This is a genomic window from Bradyrhizobium sp. AZCC 1678, assembly GCF_036924765.1.
GTDB lineage: Bacteria > Pseudomonadota > Alphaproteobacteria > Rhizobiales > Xanthobacteraceae > Bradyrhizobium > Bradyrhizobium algeriense.
The window spans coordinates 2,922,389-2,936,165 of record NZ_JAZHSE010000001.1; the positions used below are offsets into that span (position 1 = coordinate 2,922,389).

A 13,777-nucleotide genomic window follows, 5' to 3' on the forward strand; every position below is an offset into this window, starting at 1 on the left:
CGGATGGATGCTGCTGCAGCAAGCGCCTCGGGTCGATTGGCTGTACTATCTTGTCGTAGGTTCCACGGTTATTGGAGCGTTAACGCTGGGCATCGTTTTCGCATTCCGGCCGCCAAATCGACGCGTTTTGATGCTTTCCGGTTGAAAAGCTGACCGGCGTTGATTACGGAAGGGCTGCATCCCCTGCAGCTTTCTCTGGAGTTTGACTGACGTGCCTCAACAAAGGACGGGTGAAGCTCACGGGTTCTCGAGCGGCAAACTGTCGGTCTTGCGCAAGCACCCGATTTTTGCCGACCTCGAGCCAGAGGCGTTCGAGCAGCTCTGCCGTTACGCCAAGCACTCCTCGCTGAAGCGGGGGACCACGCTGTTTTCCAAAGGGGACCCCGGCCACAGCCTGTACGCGGTCATTTCGGGTACGGTGAAGATGAGTATTTCCTCGCCGGATGGCCGCAACGCAATCCTGAACATCGTTGGGCCGGGGGAAATTTTCGGCGAGATCGCGCTGCTCGACGGACAAGCCCGCTCGACCGATGCCATCGCAAACAGCAATTGCGAACTCTTCGTTATCGACCGGCGCGAATTCATCCCCTTTGTGAAGGCTCAACCGGCGTTGGCAATGAAATTTATCGAATTGCTCTGCGAGCGGTTGCGGTCGACCAGCGATCAGGTCGAGCAGATTATCCTGCAGAATCTGCCGGGACGGCTGGCCAGTGCGCTGCTTCGCCTATCCGAAAAGCACACCTCTGCCGCGCAGGGCCGAACCATCGCGATCACGCAGCAGGAGATCAGCGAGATGGTTGGCATGACCCGGGAGAGCATCAACAAGCAGTTGCGCGCCTGGGCAGGCCGCGATTGGGTGCGTCTCGAGCACGGTGCCATCGTTGTGCTGAATGCCGAGATGCTGCGCGAGATGGCGGAAGCGGGGTCCGGGCACGATGGCGAATGACCGGCGATGCCCGTCACGAAGCCGGCCAGTGAAGTCCGGACGCTCAGGGCTCATTGACTGGCGGTTACGGGATTGGCGCCACGTTCAATCGTGAATTCCACGTCAATCAGCCCACGCGAGTGATTCAGGTCCGATTGCGACATCAGCAAGGTCAGATCTTTGCCCTTGAGGGATGCAAGCACCTCCGACAGCCGTTCCGACAGCGCTGGCGCAATGCCTTCGAACGGCTCGTCGAGCAGCAGGCATCTGGTGCCAATGGCAAGCGCCCGGCCGAGCGCGACCAGCTTTTGCTGTCCGCCGCTCAGCAATAGCGCCTTGCGCTGGCGCATCTCGGTGAGTTCGCCGATCACCTCATAGACGAAGTCGAGCCGGGCCTTGCGGTCGAGATGCTGCGCGACCCACAACGGCAACATGATGTTTTCCTCGACCGTCAACTGCGGCACCAGGCAGCGATCTTCCGGCATATAGCCGATCCCGAGCGCCGCGCGCGCATGGCGCGGACGGGACGTCAGGTCGCTGCCTTCGAACCGCACCATGCCCCTGGCCGGCGTGAGGTGCCCCATGATCGAACGCATCAGCGTCGTCTTGCCCGCGCCGTTGCGGCCCACCAGGCTGACCATGGCACCTTTCGCGACGTGCATCGTAAAGCCGCGCAATGCAGGCATCGACTGGATCTCGACGACAAGATTGTCGATTGCGAGCAATGGCGTCGCGTCGCTCATCGCACGCCTCCGGTGACGTAGCGGCGGACTTCCTGATTATTCAGGACCTCGGCGGGCACCCCGTCGGCCAGAATCCGACCCTGATAGAACGCCACGACGCGATCGGCATAGCGGCTGACGATTTCCATGTCGTGCTCGACGAATACGATGGTCGCGGCGTCAGGCGCGACGGCGTGAATAACGCGATCCATGGTCGTGAACTTTTCTTCCGCCGATACTCCGGAGGTCGGCTCATCCAGCAGCAGCAGTTTTGGGCGACGCACCAATGCCATGGCGATGTCGATCAGTTTGCGCACGCCGCCCGCAAGCTCCGAGATCGGGCGATCGGCCAGATCGGCAAGGCCAAAGCGTTCCAGCAACTCGACGGCCTTGTCGCGGCGACCTTGGGCCTCTGCCGGCGCTCCGAGTGACATCCGAGTGCCGATGCCGGAAATCGCCACAGCGAGATTTTCGGCAGCGGTGAGCTCGACAAACAATTGCGGAATCTGGAATGAACGGGAGATGCCAAGCCGGGCTACGCTGCGTGGCGAGTGTTTGCCTATGTCCAATCCATCGAGCAGGATCGTCCCGCTGTCGGGTCTGAGATAGCCGGTGACCATGTTGACGAAGGTCGTCTTACCTGCGCCGTTAGCGCCGATCAGGCTGATCTTCTGACCGACCGGAACATCAAGGGTAAGCGCATCGGCCGCAACCACTGCGCCAAAGCGCTTCTCGAGCTGGCGCACCGAAAGAACCGGGTTCACGGTGCGGCTCCTCGTTCGGCGGTGAAGGGCGCCGTTGCCGGGATGCGCCGCTTGCGCCGGTCCCTGATCCAGAGCGAACCGATGCCACGCGGCAGAAACAGAATGACGCCCAGGAGGAAGACGCCGAGCACGAGCTGCCAGGTATTGGGCAAATAGAGGTTCGAGAACGAACGGACCAGCTCCAGCGCCATTGAGGCGACGAAAACGGCGGCCACGCTCTGGTTGCCGGCAAGCACCGCCACGAAGACGAATTCGCCCGATGTGGTCCAGTATGCGAATTGCGGATCGATATGCCGTTGCGCCATCAGGGCAAAGGCGCCGCTGGCGCCGGCGAAGATGGCGGCGATCAGGAAATTGATCGATATGATCCGATTGGCCGAGAGTCCGAGATATTCGACTCGTAGATTGTTTTCGCGCACCGCCAGGCTGGCAAGCCCGAATTCGGATCGGAACAGGATGGTCGCGGCGATACCGGCGCATCCGGTCACGATGACCGAGACGGCATACAGCATGAAGTCGGCCTCGCGCGGATCGGTGAAGCTCATGCCAAACAGGCTCGGCCGCCCGACATTAAACCCGTCGGAGCCGCCAAGCGCGGTCGATTTCACCAGTGCGCCGTAAAACACCATCGATAGCGCCAAAGTCAGCATGCCAAAGAAAATCCCGCTGTAGCGCGCGATCAGCGGCCCGATGACCAGGCCGAGCAGGCCGCCGCAAGCCGCGCCGACGATTACCTGTGCCACCGCGTCGGTGAGACCCCAGGCATTGGCGATCAACGCCACGCCATAGCCGCCGGCGGCAAAGAACAGGCCCTGGCCGAATGACACGTTGCCGGTGCGCGCCAGCACGACGATGCCAAGGGCGATCAGCGCATTGGAGGCGGCAATCGTCGCCAGCGACAAAGTCCAGGTCGGCAGCGCGCGGCCGGCCAGCGTCACCGCAGCGACAAGGCCGATCATGACCAGGGGATGCAGGCCTTTCCTCATCAAATCCGCCTTGCCGTCTCGCGCTTGAACAGGCCCTCAGGGCGAAACATCAGCACTGCCGCCATGATCAAATAGATCATGAACAGTTCGGCTTGCGGCATGAGATGCACCGAAGCGGCGCGCGCCAGCCCGACCAGAATCGCGCCGACTGCCGCGCCCTCGACGCTGCCCAGCCCTCCGATCACCACGATAGCGAAGCTCAGGATGATGACGTCCGAACTGAGGCCCGGCTGCATCGATATTTTCGGCGCGGTCAGGGCGCCGGCGAGCGCGGCGAGCAGGACGCCGAACGCAAAGGCAATCGCATAGACGCGGTTGACGCGTACGCCCATGCTTACGCTCATTTCCTCGTTATGTATGACGGCGAGCACGATCTTGCCGATCACGGTGCGATTGAGGCCGAACCAGATTGCAAAGCCGACCACGGCCGAGATCGGTATCAGCACCAAATCGTAGCCGACGTAATAGAGTCCGGCGAATTCGAGATTGCCGAACAGCTCATATGGCTGCGTCGCATAGATCGGATTAACGCCCCAGATCAGCTTGGTGACGTCTTCCAGGATCAGAAACACGGCATAGGTCACCAGCAGCAGCACTACTTCGTCGCGACCGTAGAACATTTTCAGGAGGCCGCGTTCCAGCAGAAGTCCGACGGCGGACGCGATCAGCGCCACCGAGAGCAGCATGGCGACGAAACCAACGCTTGGGGGAAGGCCGCGCGCGGCCACCATGGTTACCGCTGTTGCCGCGACATAGGCGCCCAGGGCGTAGAAGCTGCCATGGGCGATGTTGAGGATCTTCAATACGCCGAATACCAGCGTCAGGCCGAGGGCGACGATGAACAGCCACGAGGCCTGAATCAGGCCATCGAGAACGATCGTCAAAAAGAAATTCATGGCGGTGGAGTCACGCGGGTTGTCGGTAGGCAGAAAAAGGCGGCGCGGAGCTTAATGACGCGCCGCCATATGTGCTCATTGGATACCAGTGCGGCCTAATTGCACTTGGCGCCCTGCATGCCGCCTTTGATCCAGTCGATCGACTTCACGCCCGGGGGCGGGTTGACGCATTCGGCGGCGAAGTACTGGATATCCACTAGATCGACCCGCTTGAGATCTGGATTGTATTTGGTGCGGCTGATCGCGATCGGCTGGATCGCCTGATGGCCGTCGGCGAGCTTCATCTGAATGAGTCCGCCGGGCGACGGCCACTCCAGACCGGTCATTGCCGCGACCATTTCATCGGTCGAGGGCTTCTTTCCGCCGTTCTTGCTCATGGCCTTTTCGACCGCGGCCTTCAATCCAAGAATCGATTGCGTAATACGATAGGCGGCCTGGACCGGATAGACGCCGTTTGCGGCCTCGTATCCCTTGAACAGCCAATCGTTCAGAGGGGATTTCTGCGACATCAGGCCATAGGCGCCGCGCGCGCCGATGATCGTGCCGTCGGGCATTTTGTCGCCAAGCGGCGGCAACACATGATCGGCGGCGCTGAACACCAGTTGGCTGCGTTTCGGCAATCCGCGGGGAGCCGACTGCAGGATGAAGGCCTGCAGATCGCCGCCCCACAAGCTCGAATAGACCACATCGGAGCCGGCGCCCACCAGCGCAGAGATTTCGGTGCCGTACTGACCCGCGCCGAACTTGGGCAGCAGGTCCGTCTGAACCTTGACGTTCGGATACAGTTGTTGGGCGGCTGCGACGAAGTCAGCCCGGCTATCCTGGCCCCAGGCATAGTCCTGGTTGATCGCCGACAGCGTTTCCATCTTGATGTTCTTGGCCTTCATATACCTGATCAGGCCGACGTTATCCATCGTCGCATGGGCGGCGGTGCGGAACACATAATTGTATTTGGATTCCTCGAAGATGCGCGGCGTTCCGCAATCCATCAGCACCAGCATCTTCTTCAACTCTTCGGCGATCGGCGCCACGGCAAGACAGTCGCCAGAGCCGATATAGCCGAGCACGACGTCGACATTGTCGCGCTGGTAGAGGTTGCGTAATTCCTGCACCTGCTTGGTGGCGCCACCATTCTCGTCGATGATGATGGGCTCGATCTTGATGCCGCCGAATCCGACCTTCTCATAAGGCGAGGGCACTGAACCCTTGTTCAGCTGATCAATGACGAACTGCGCGCCATTGCGGGCAGGAACGCCAAAACTATCCGCCGCCGGCCCCGACAGGAACGTCACGATGCCAAGCTTGAAGGTTTCCTGAGCAGACGCGGGTACCGCCAGCCCCAGCGACGTCGCAGCGACTGATGCAAATAGGATAGCGCGATTAGTCCGCCGACGACGGTCCATGTTTTCCTCCCCTGATTCGACGGGTGTTCCCGCCCGATTATCCGCGCCGCTTTGCCCCGGCATCGGCCATTATTGGGATGAGTTTAGGCAAGCTTTCACGGCACGTCCATACGCGCCTCGTCCGAAACGGAAGGTCGGGGTGAGCGGCTGGATGCCGCCTTTGTCGAAGACGTTACGTCGGTTCGGCGCTTCGCCTGCTTCACATGTCGAACACTGCAACGGCGCGGATCGGCGAAGCCGTCCCGCCGCGCCACTTCATCGGCAGGCCGATGAAGGTGAACCGGCCACGGCCAAGCAGCGCTTCGAGATTGCACAGGCTCTCGATATGGGTGATGTCGAGGTCGAGGCAGGCCTTGTGGACGAGGGCATTCACCTTGCCCTCGGGGCCCGGCCGCATCGAATCGATACCGAAATGCACGACGCCCTGCTGCGCCAGCCACTCGGTGGCGGCGACGTTCACGCCGGAATTGTCGCTCGAATATTCCTTGCGGGGGAATGTCCGCTCGTGGTGACCGGTGCAGAGCAGCACGGTGCCGCCCCTCGGCACCGGCACACCGGCCTTGGTCACCGCCGCCTCGAGATCGGCAGGCGTAATCTCGGCGCGCAGCGCAATGTGGCGCAAGTCGACACAGATGCCCGGCACAATGCATTTTTCGAGCGGATACTCGTCGATGGAGATGCCGCTCTTGCCGAAATGCCTGGGCGCGTCGATGTGGGTACCGGCATGGTCCACCATGGAGATGAACATCGACGCCAGCCCGTGCACATTGCCGGACTCGGCAAAGGATTCTTCGTGGGTCTTCCAGACGCCGTGCATGACCGGCGGATGGCCGGGATAGCTCGGCGTGCGGTGATAGAGCTCTCGGCTGAGGTCGACGATCTTCACGCAAAAGTCTCCCCGCCGCGAACTGCGGCGTCTGTTCTAGAACCCGAACGCCCTCGGTAGCGCCAGCGACAGCCAGGGCACGTAGGTCACGATCATCAGCACCGTAAACATCACGTAATAGAATGGCCAGATGCCGCGCATCACCTCATCGACCGAAACCTTGCCGATGGCGCAGCCGACGAACAGCGTCGTCCCTACCGGCGGCGTCAGCAGGCCGATGCCGAGATTGAGCAGCATGACGATGCCGAAATGCACGGGATCGATGCCGAAGCTCTTCACGACAGGTAGCAGGATCGGCGTACAGATCAGCAACAGGGGAGCGAGATCGAGCGCCGTTCCAAGAACCAGCAGCATGATGTTCAGCCACATCAGCAGCACGTATTTGTTGCTCGATATGGCGACAAAGAACTCGGTCATCTTGGCCGGCATCTGCATCAGGGCGGCGACGTAGCCGAAGCACGACGCGGTGGCCACCAGCGTCAGTACCATCGCCACAGTCTGCAGCGTCTTGTAGACCAGTAGCGGCAGTTCGGACCATTTGTAGTCGCGATAGATGAACATCGTGACGAAGAATGCCCAGACGCAGGCGACCGCACCCGCCTCGATCGGCGTGAATACGCCGGTGAGGATGCCGCCGAGAACGATCACCAGCGTCACGATCCCCCATACGGCGTCACCGAGCATCCTCACAGCCTGCCGGATCGGCACCGGCTCCCCCTTGGGATGCTTGTCGCGATAGGCGTAGAACAGGCAGAGCACCATCAGCGAAAAGCCGAGCAGCAGGCCGGGGAGCACGCCGGCCAGGAACAGGCTGGTGATCGACACCACGCCGCCGGTCGCCAGCGAATAGATCACTGAATTATGGCTCGGCGGAATGATGATGGCCTGCAGTGAGGCGCTGATGGTCACATTGGTTGCGAACACCCGCGGATAGCCCTTGGCGGCCATCTGCGGGATCATCACCGAACCGATCGCAGACGTGTCGGCGACCGACGAGCCCGAGATGCCGCTCATGATCGTGGTCGCGAGGATGTTGACCTGCGAGAGGCCGCCCCGCATGCGTGTGAACCCGACAACGACGGCCGCGAAGTCCACCAGCCGCCTGGCCATGCCGCCCTCGGCCATGATGGCGCCCGCCAGCACGAAGAACGGAATGGTAAGCATCGAGACCTTGCCGACGCCGCTGGCGAATTGCTGCATGACCGCGCCGACCGGCAAGTCGATCCAGAGCGCGCCGACCAGCGAGGACAGCGCCAGCGCATAGGCGATCGGCATGCCGATCGCGAAGAAGAAGCACATGCTGAGAAGCAGAACCGCGATATCCATGGCAATTACTCGACCGGTACGTGGGCGTCGCTGCCGTCACGCGGCGGCGGGCCGATGGTCAGGCGTTCGACGACGAACAGAAGCATCATGGCGCCGCTGACCACGATCGGAAGATAGGTGATGCCGACCGACAGCCACGGAAATTCGTCCACCGAATTATCCCAGGTGGTGTGAACGAGCCGCAGCCCCCACACCACCATGAAGATCGCAATCACGCCCATCAATACTTCGCTGAGGAACAGCGAGGCGCGTCGCAGCAGCGGCGGCAGCAAGTCGGTGCCAACCGTCATGTTCATGTGGATGCGCTGGCGATAGCAGTTGGCCGAGCCGATGAAGGTGATGCCGACAGTCAGCAGCACGGCCATCGGCTCGGGCCATGACGCAGCGCTGTTCAGGACGTATCGGGTATAGACGGCCCACGGAATGACCGCCGAGACCAGCACGAGCGCCACGCAGGCGATCACGGCGCCGGTCCAGTAAACCGCATCGGTCACACGCCGGAGAGTTCCGGCCGCAGAATTGGACATTTTGACCTCGGAGAATAACGGCGCTTCAAATCGCTTCGGCGGCGCGGAGAGGCGGTGGCCGGAACGGACGTCGTCCGGCCACCCGCCAATCGCGAGCCGGGCGCTAGTTCACCGCCTCGATGCGCTTGACCATCGCCGCGTATTTCGCGCCGTATTTGTCCCAGACCGGTTTGACGGCATCCTGGAACGGCTTCTTGTCGATGTCGGTGATGATCTCGGTGCCTGCCGCCTTCATTTTTTCGATGGCGACGTTCTCCGCTTCATACCAGAGCACACGCTGCTCGGCCTGCGCTTCCTTCGAAAGCTTCTTGATCAGCGCCTGATCTTCCGGCGACAGCTTTTGCCAGGAGATGCGCGAGAAGACCAAAAGCTCCGGAATGATCAGGTGTTCGGTCATCGTGAAATACTTGGCCACCTGATAATGGTTCTGCGCGATGAAGGAGGGCGGATTGTTTTCCGCGCCGTCGACCACGCCGGTTTGCATCGAGCTGAAGACCTGATCGAAGCCGAGGGCCACGCCATTGCCGCCCAGCGCGTTCATCGTGTCGACGAACAGCGGATTACCCATCATGCGGACCTTGAGGCCCTTGAGGTCGGCGATGGTCCGGATCGGCCGCTTGTTGTTGTAGACGTTGCGCGAGCCGGCGTTCATCCAGCACAGCGCGATCAGGCCGGTCTTTTCGGTCGCGGAAATCTTCGCCAGCAATTCGTCGCCGATCTCGCCGTCGATGACTTTCTCCATGTGCTTGGAGTTGCGGAAGACGAACGGCATGTTGAAGACGTTGACGTCGTCCACGACGGGGCCGACGGCGCCGACCGAAATACGGGCGATCTGCAGCGCGCCGAGCTGGGCCTGCTCGATCATTTCCTTTTCGCCGCCGAGTTGCATCGACGGGAACATCTGGATCGTCAGCCGGCCGTTGGTGGCGGCTTCCAGCTTCTTGCCCATTCGGACGACGGCTTCGACCGTCGGATAGCCCAGCGGATGAACGTCCGATGCCTTCAGCACCATTTTCGTTTGAGCAAATGCGGATGATAGCGGCGTCGTGGCCGCCATCGTGGCCCCGAGCCCTGCGCTCAGCTTGATGAAGTCGCGGCGTTTCATGGTGTTCCTCCCTGATGTTGTTTATCGTTTTATGGACGTCTGAACTCTAGGATCGCTCGTCGAAGTACTCCGGATTGATGTGTTGAGTGGCCGAGATGTTCTCGAGAAGGCTTTCGAGGTGGACTTCCATCGCCCGTCTTGCGCCCTCTGCATCATGCGCCTCGATCGCGGTCAGCACGGCCTCGTGTTCGACGATCACCTTTGCGATCCGCCCGCGCTGCGGCAGGGTTAGCCGGCGGTAGCGATCGACGTGGACCTTCACCTGCTGGATATATTTCCAGATTCCGGGATAGCCTGCGACATCGGCGACTGTAGCATGAAACATCTCGTCGGCCTGATGGAACGTATCGCTGTCACCGGCGGCGCTGGCCTCACGCTGGCGTTCCAGGATCGACTGCAGTGCCAGAATCTGGCTCGATGTGGCGCGCTCTGCGGCGAGCCGTGCGGTGGTTTCTTCCAGCGCCTTGCGGATGATGATGGCCTCGGGGAGCGCCGCCACCGGAATGCGCGAGACGAAGATGCCGGACTGGGGATAGATCTCCAGCAGGCCCTCATCCGATAATTTGAGGATGGCCTCACGAACGGGGGTGCGGCTCACCCCGTAGGAGAGCGCGATTTGCGCTTCCGAGATGGCTTCTCCGGGTCGGCGCTGCAGCGACACCAGTTCGACCCGAAGATCGGAATAGATCTTCGACGCCGCCGTCGCCGCGCGAGGCCTGCCGCTGCGGCGAGTGCCGGCGGCCATTCGGCGAACCGTTGGATCCGTCTTTTTCGATGCGCGGGCGGGCATGACTGCTCTTTCGATTGATATATTAGTATATGAATTGGCTTTGACAATCGAAAATCGAGCCGCGCAGTGGTTTTGTGCCGTGCGCGCCCGCAGGGGCTCATCCACCTATGAGCGCCTAGCCCCGGCCGCCGATGAAGCCAGCGCGTTTCCGCTGTTCGTGTTGCCCGGCGCCGGTCAACAAGTCGATCAGATCCTGGGCTTGTTGCGGGTGAGCAGCGGCGATGGGGATGCCCGCCGTATACATGGTTGCAAGTTCGCAGCCCTGCGGCAGTGAACCGGACAGGGTTACGCCTTTGGTGCTGATGATCTCAGTCGATTGCGTACACCCGATCGGACGCCGCGCCTCTGACGCCCCCAGTTCGCGCATCGCTGTCGCGCCGTTCGGGAAAATCCTGAGGCGGGTGGCGACCCTTTCCGCGATGCCAAGCTGATCAAGGACTTTTGCGACGTGAATTCCAGCCGTCGAGGTTTTGGTATCCGGCACGAAGATCGCGTCCGACGCCAGCAAAGCCTCGCGCAAGCCAGCGGCATCCTTGACCGCGGCCGGGGGATCGCCGGCGCGGACGGCGAGGGCGGTTTCGACCAGGCCGACATCGGACATCGAGGTGGCAATCACCAGCTTCTCCTCCACCAGTTTGGCGACGAGCGCAGCCGTCAGGATGATGATGTCAGCCGGCGTGCCCTTGCGCAATTTGTCGGCCATGGCGCCGACCGCGCCAAACTCGCCTGCGACATCGAAACCGGTCTGGGCCTTGAAGGCCGGCGTCAGGCTTGCGACCAGGCCCTGTGCCGCGCCGCCGCTCAGGATGTTCAGGGTGTTCATGAACTCAATTCCATCGCGGCAATGATTCTGTCGCGCGTAATCGGCAGATCGCGCACCCGCACGCCGAGCGCGTCAAACACGGCGTTGCCGATGGCTGCCGTAACCGGGCCATGGGCAGCCTCGCCGGCGCCGACCGGATCGATGTCCGGACGCCGGATAACCTCAACCTCGACGTCGGGCACTTCGCTGAAACGCAGGATCGGATATTCCGTCCAGCTCGTGCTGGTGATGCGTTGCCGGTCGAAGCGGAGGCGTTCCTTCAGCACCCAGCTCGTGGCCTGAATGGCGCCACCCTCGATCTGGTTGATGACGCCGTCGGGATTGATCGCTTCACCGACATCGACTGCGAGCGTCAACTTTCTGACGCGGATATCCTCGGCGCTCTCGATCTCGGCGATCGCAGCGCAATAGGCGCCGGTGTTCTTGTAGCGGGCAAAGGCGATGCCATGACCGACGCCGGGCTGCTTCTGGGGTTTCCACTTGGCGCGAGCGGCAACGGCGCGGATGACATCCTTGGCCCGCTCATCCCGCAAGTGGCGCAGCCGGAACGCGACCGGATCCTCGCCGCGCTCGGCGGCGATTTCATCGAGGATGGATTCGATCGCAAACACATTGCCCTGCCCACCAAGCGTTCGCAGCGCCGAAGTGCGGATTGGCATCGTCGTCAGGCGATGGCTTTCGATGCGCCAGGATGGAAAATCATAGAGCGGGATCGAGTTGCGATCGCCGCCGCCGCCGTTGGCCTGCGGCGGATTGGTCGAGATCATGCGCGGAAACGGATTCGCCAGTTCGAACCCCGCCAGCAAGGCAGGCTGTGCCGCGCGCCCCGGACGCGCCGCGTGACCGTTGCTCCAGATCGAGTGCCGCCAGTCGACGATTTCTCCCTGCGCATCCAGATCGGCCTCGATCTCGATCGCCATCGCCGCCCCAAAAGGTGCATCCGACATCTCGCCCTGGCGCGACCACTGCACCCGTACCGGCCGGCCGCCGGCTTCCTTGGCGAGCAGCACGGCATCGAGCGCGACATCGTCGGCGGCGTTATGCCCATAACAGCCGGCGCCTTCCATATGCTCAACGGTGATGTTCTCGACCGGTAGTTTGAGAACCAGCGCCAGATCGGCGCGCAGGAGATAGACGCCCTGGCTGTGGGTCCAGACATGGACGCGGTCGCCGTGCCACTGCGCCATCGCGCAGGACGGTGCGATCGACGCGTGCGCAATATAGGGGCGGGTATATTGCCGCCGGATGGTGCGCGCTGTCGTGCCGGGCGATGCGGCCGTTTTCTTGTCGATGATCGTCGATTCCGACGGCTGAGCCTTCAGGAATGAAGCCAGATCGTTTTCGTCGGGCAGGGGCTCGCCGTCGGACCAGGACGCGCCTTTGCGTAGCGAATTGAGGGCCGCCTCCGCGCCATGTTCGGTCTCGCTGACGACACCGGCAAAACTGCCGTCGCGCACGATCGCAACAAGACCGGCCACCGCGCGCGCGCCATCCTCCTTCAATTCGGTAAGTTTCGCGCGCGCGTTGTCCGGCCGCAGTACGCGGCCATGCAGCATCCCCGCCAGCGCCTGATCGTGGATGAATCGCGGCCGGCCCAAAACCTTGTCCGGAATGTCGATCCGCTGAATTGAATTCCCGGCCAGTGCCCGGCGAGAGGCGATCTTTGGCGTTACTCCGGGCGTGGCATCGCGATCGAGCGAGACTTCCTCGGTAAGCTCCCAATAGCTGGTCCTGACATTGCCGGGGCCCGAAATGGTGCCGTCCTTGATGTCGAGCGTATCGATTTCGACCCCGAGCCGTTCCGCCGCCTGCTGAAGAAAGATCCGGCGAACTTCCGCGCAGGCGTGGCGCAGCGCGCGGCCCGACTGCTGGATGGAGAGACTGCCCGACGTGACGCCCTCGTTGGGGCTACTGGCGGTCGACGCGCGGATCATCTGCACGCGTGACAGATCGATATCGAGTTCGTCGGCGGCGATCTGCGCCAGCGCTGTCACGATGCCTTGCCCGATCTCCACCTTGCCCGGCGAAACCGTCACTTGTCCGTCGCTTGAGAATTTCAGCCACGACGACAGCTTCGGGTTTGCCGCAAGGCTTACCGGCAGTGCGGGCGGGGAGGGAGCGGGCGCCGGCTGGTTCATCCTGCCGTCATTTCTTCCGCCGCGCGCAGCACGGCGCGCACCATGCGATTATGCGATCCGCAGCGGCAGAGATTGCGGTCGAGCGCTTCCTTCACCTCCCGGCCTGTCGGTGATGGATTTCGCTTCAACAGCGCGGCGGCGCTCATCAGGATGCCGGAGACGCAATAGCCGCATTGCAGCGCCTGCTCGGCGATGAAGGCCCGCTGCAGCGGATGCGCCCGCTCGCTCGTTCCCAGTCCTTCGATGGTCGTGACGTCCTTGCCTGCCACCGACCACAGCGGCGTGTCGCAGGCAGATACCGCGCGGTCGCCGACGATCACATTGCAGGCGCCACACTCGCCTGCGCCACAGCCGAAATGCGGCCCGATCATGCCGATCTGGCCGCGCAGAATATCCAGCAATGACCGGTCGGGATCAGCGTCAATCTCGGTCTCGGCGCCGTTGAGGCGAAATCGAACGCTCGGCATCGAGGGCGAACCTTCTCTT

14 protein-coding genes are annotated in these 13,777 nt (G+C 62.2%); 1 reads left to right on the top strand and 13 read right to left on the bottom strand.

What is annotated here, in order from left to right:
* Window positions 1-211 precede the first annotated feature (211 nt).
* Window positions 212-946 carry a Crp/Fnr family transcriptional regulator gene (locus tag V1294_RS13940; RefSeq protein ID WP_334482998.1) on the top strand — a complete coding sequence of 245 codons (735 nt, stop codon included), beginning with the start codon at window positions 212-214 and terminating at the stop codon, window positions 944-946.
* Between the two features lie 50 nt (window positions 947-996).
* Here the strand turns inward: V1294_RS13940 and V1294_RS13945 are convergent, their stop codons facing one another.
* The 13 genes from V1294_RS13945 to V1294_RS14005 form a co-directional block, all read right to left on the bottom strand.
* Window positions 997-1,668, bottom strand: coding sequence for an ATP-binding cassette domain-containing protein (locus V1294_RS13945; protein ID WP_334497836.1), 672 nt, complete (start codon window positions 1,666-1,668; stop codon window positions 997-999).
* The gene (locus tag V1294_RS13950) at window positions 1,665-2,411 is read right to left on the bottom strand and encodes an ABC transporter ATP-binding protein (RefSeq protein WP_334497838.1); all 747 of its coding nucleotides are present in this window, start codon (window positions 2,409-2,411) and stop codon (window positions 1,665-1,667) included. The genes V1294_RS13945 and V1294_RS13950 overlap by 4 nt, the downstream gene beginning before the upstream one ends.
* Window positions 2,408-3,397, bottom strand: a complete 990-nt coding sequence (locus tag V1294_RS13955; protein WP_334497840.1) for a branched-chain amino acid ABC transporter permease — start codon at window positions 3,395-3,397, stop codon at window positions 2,408-2,410. The genes V1294_RS13950 and V1294_RS13955 overlap by 4 nt, the downstream gene beginning before the upstream one ends.
* Complete coding sequence (locus V1294_RS13960) at window positions 3,397-4,293, bottom strand: branched-chain amino acid ABC transporter permease (RefSeq protein WP_334497842.1); 897 nt, start codon at window positions 4,291-4,293, stop codon at window positions 3,397-3,399. The genes V1294_RS13955 and V1294_RS13960 overlap by 1 nt, the downstream gene beginning before the upstream one ends.
* A 95-nt stretch (window positions 4,294-4,388) precedes the next feature.
* Window positions 4,389-5,696, bottom strand: coding sequence for an ABC transporter substrate-binding protein (locus V1294_RS13965; protein WP_334497844.1), 1,308 nt, complete (start codon window positions 5,694-5,696; stop codon window positions 4,389-4,391).
* A 199-nt stretch (window positions 5,697-5,895) separates the two neighbouring features.
* Window positions 5,896-6,582 carry a cyclase family protein gene (locus V1294_RS13970; RefSeq protein ID WP_334497846.1) on the bottom strand — a complete coding sequence of 229 codons (687 nt, stop codon included), beginning with the start codon at window positions 6,580-6,582 and terminating at the stop codon, window positions 5,896-5,898.
* A gap of 36 nt (window positions 6,583-6,618) precedes the next feature.
* Window positions 6,619-7,908 carry a TRAP transporter large permease gene (locus V1294_RS13975; RefSeq protein WP_247835873.1) on the bottom strand — a complete coding sequence of 430 codons (1,290 nt, stop codon included), beginning with the start codon at window positions 7,906-7,908 and terminating at the stop codon, window positions 6,619-6,621.
* Window positions 7,909-7,913: 5 nt separating this feature from the next.
* Entirely contained in the window at window positions 7,914-8,435 is a 522-nt protein-coding gene (locus V1294_RS13980) for a TRAP transporter small permease (RefSeq protein WP_108514789.1), read from the bottom strand.
* A 103-nt stretch (window positions 8,436-8,538) separates the two neighbouring features.
* Window positions 8,539-9,540, bottom strand: coding sequence for a TRAP transporter substrate-binding protein (locus V1294_RS13985; RefSeq protein WP_334482974.1), 1,002 nt, complete (start codon window positions 9,538-9,540; stop codon window positions 8,539-8,541).
* Window positions 9,541-9,586: 46 nt separating this feature from the next.
* Window positions 9,587-10,285 (bottom strand): GntR family transcriptional regulator, encoded by a 699-nt coding sequence (locus V1294_RS13990; RefSeq protein ID WP_334482971.1) that lies wholly within the window; start codon window positions 10,283-10,285, stop codon window positions 9,587-9,589.
* Window positions 10,286-10,445: 160 nt separating this feature from the next.
* Window positions 10,446-11,153 carry a molybdate ABC transporter substrate-binding protein gene (locus V1294_RS13995; RefSeq protein WP_334497848.1) on the bottom strand — a complete coding sequence of 236 codons (708 nt, stop codon included), beginning with the start codon at window positions 11,151-11,153 and terminating at the stop codon, window positions 10,446-10,448.
* Window positions 11,150-13,291, bottom strand: a complete 2,142-nt coding sequence (locus V1294_RS14000) for a xanthine dehydrogenase family protein molybdopterin-binding subunit (RefSeq protein WP_334497850.1) — start codon at window positions 13,289-13,291, stop codon at window positions 11,150-11,152. The genes V1294_RS13995 and V1294_RS14000 overlap by 4 nt, the downstream gene beginning before the upstream one ends.
* Complete coding sequence (locus V1294_RS14005) at window positions 13,288-13,758, bottom strand: (2Fe-2S)-binding protein (protein ID WP_334497853.1); 471 nt, start codon at window positions 13,756-13,758, stop codon at window positions 13,288-13,290. Before V1294_RS14005 ends, V1294_RS14000 begins: the two co-directional genes overlap by 4 nt.
* Window positions 13,759-13,777: the final 19 nt, after the last annotated feature.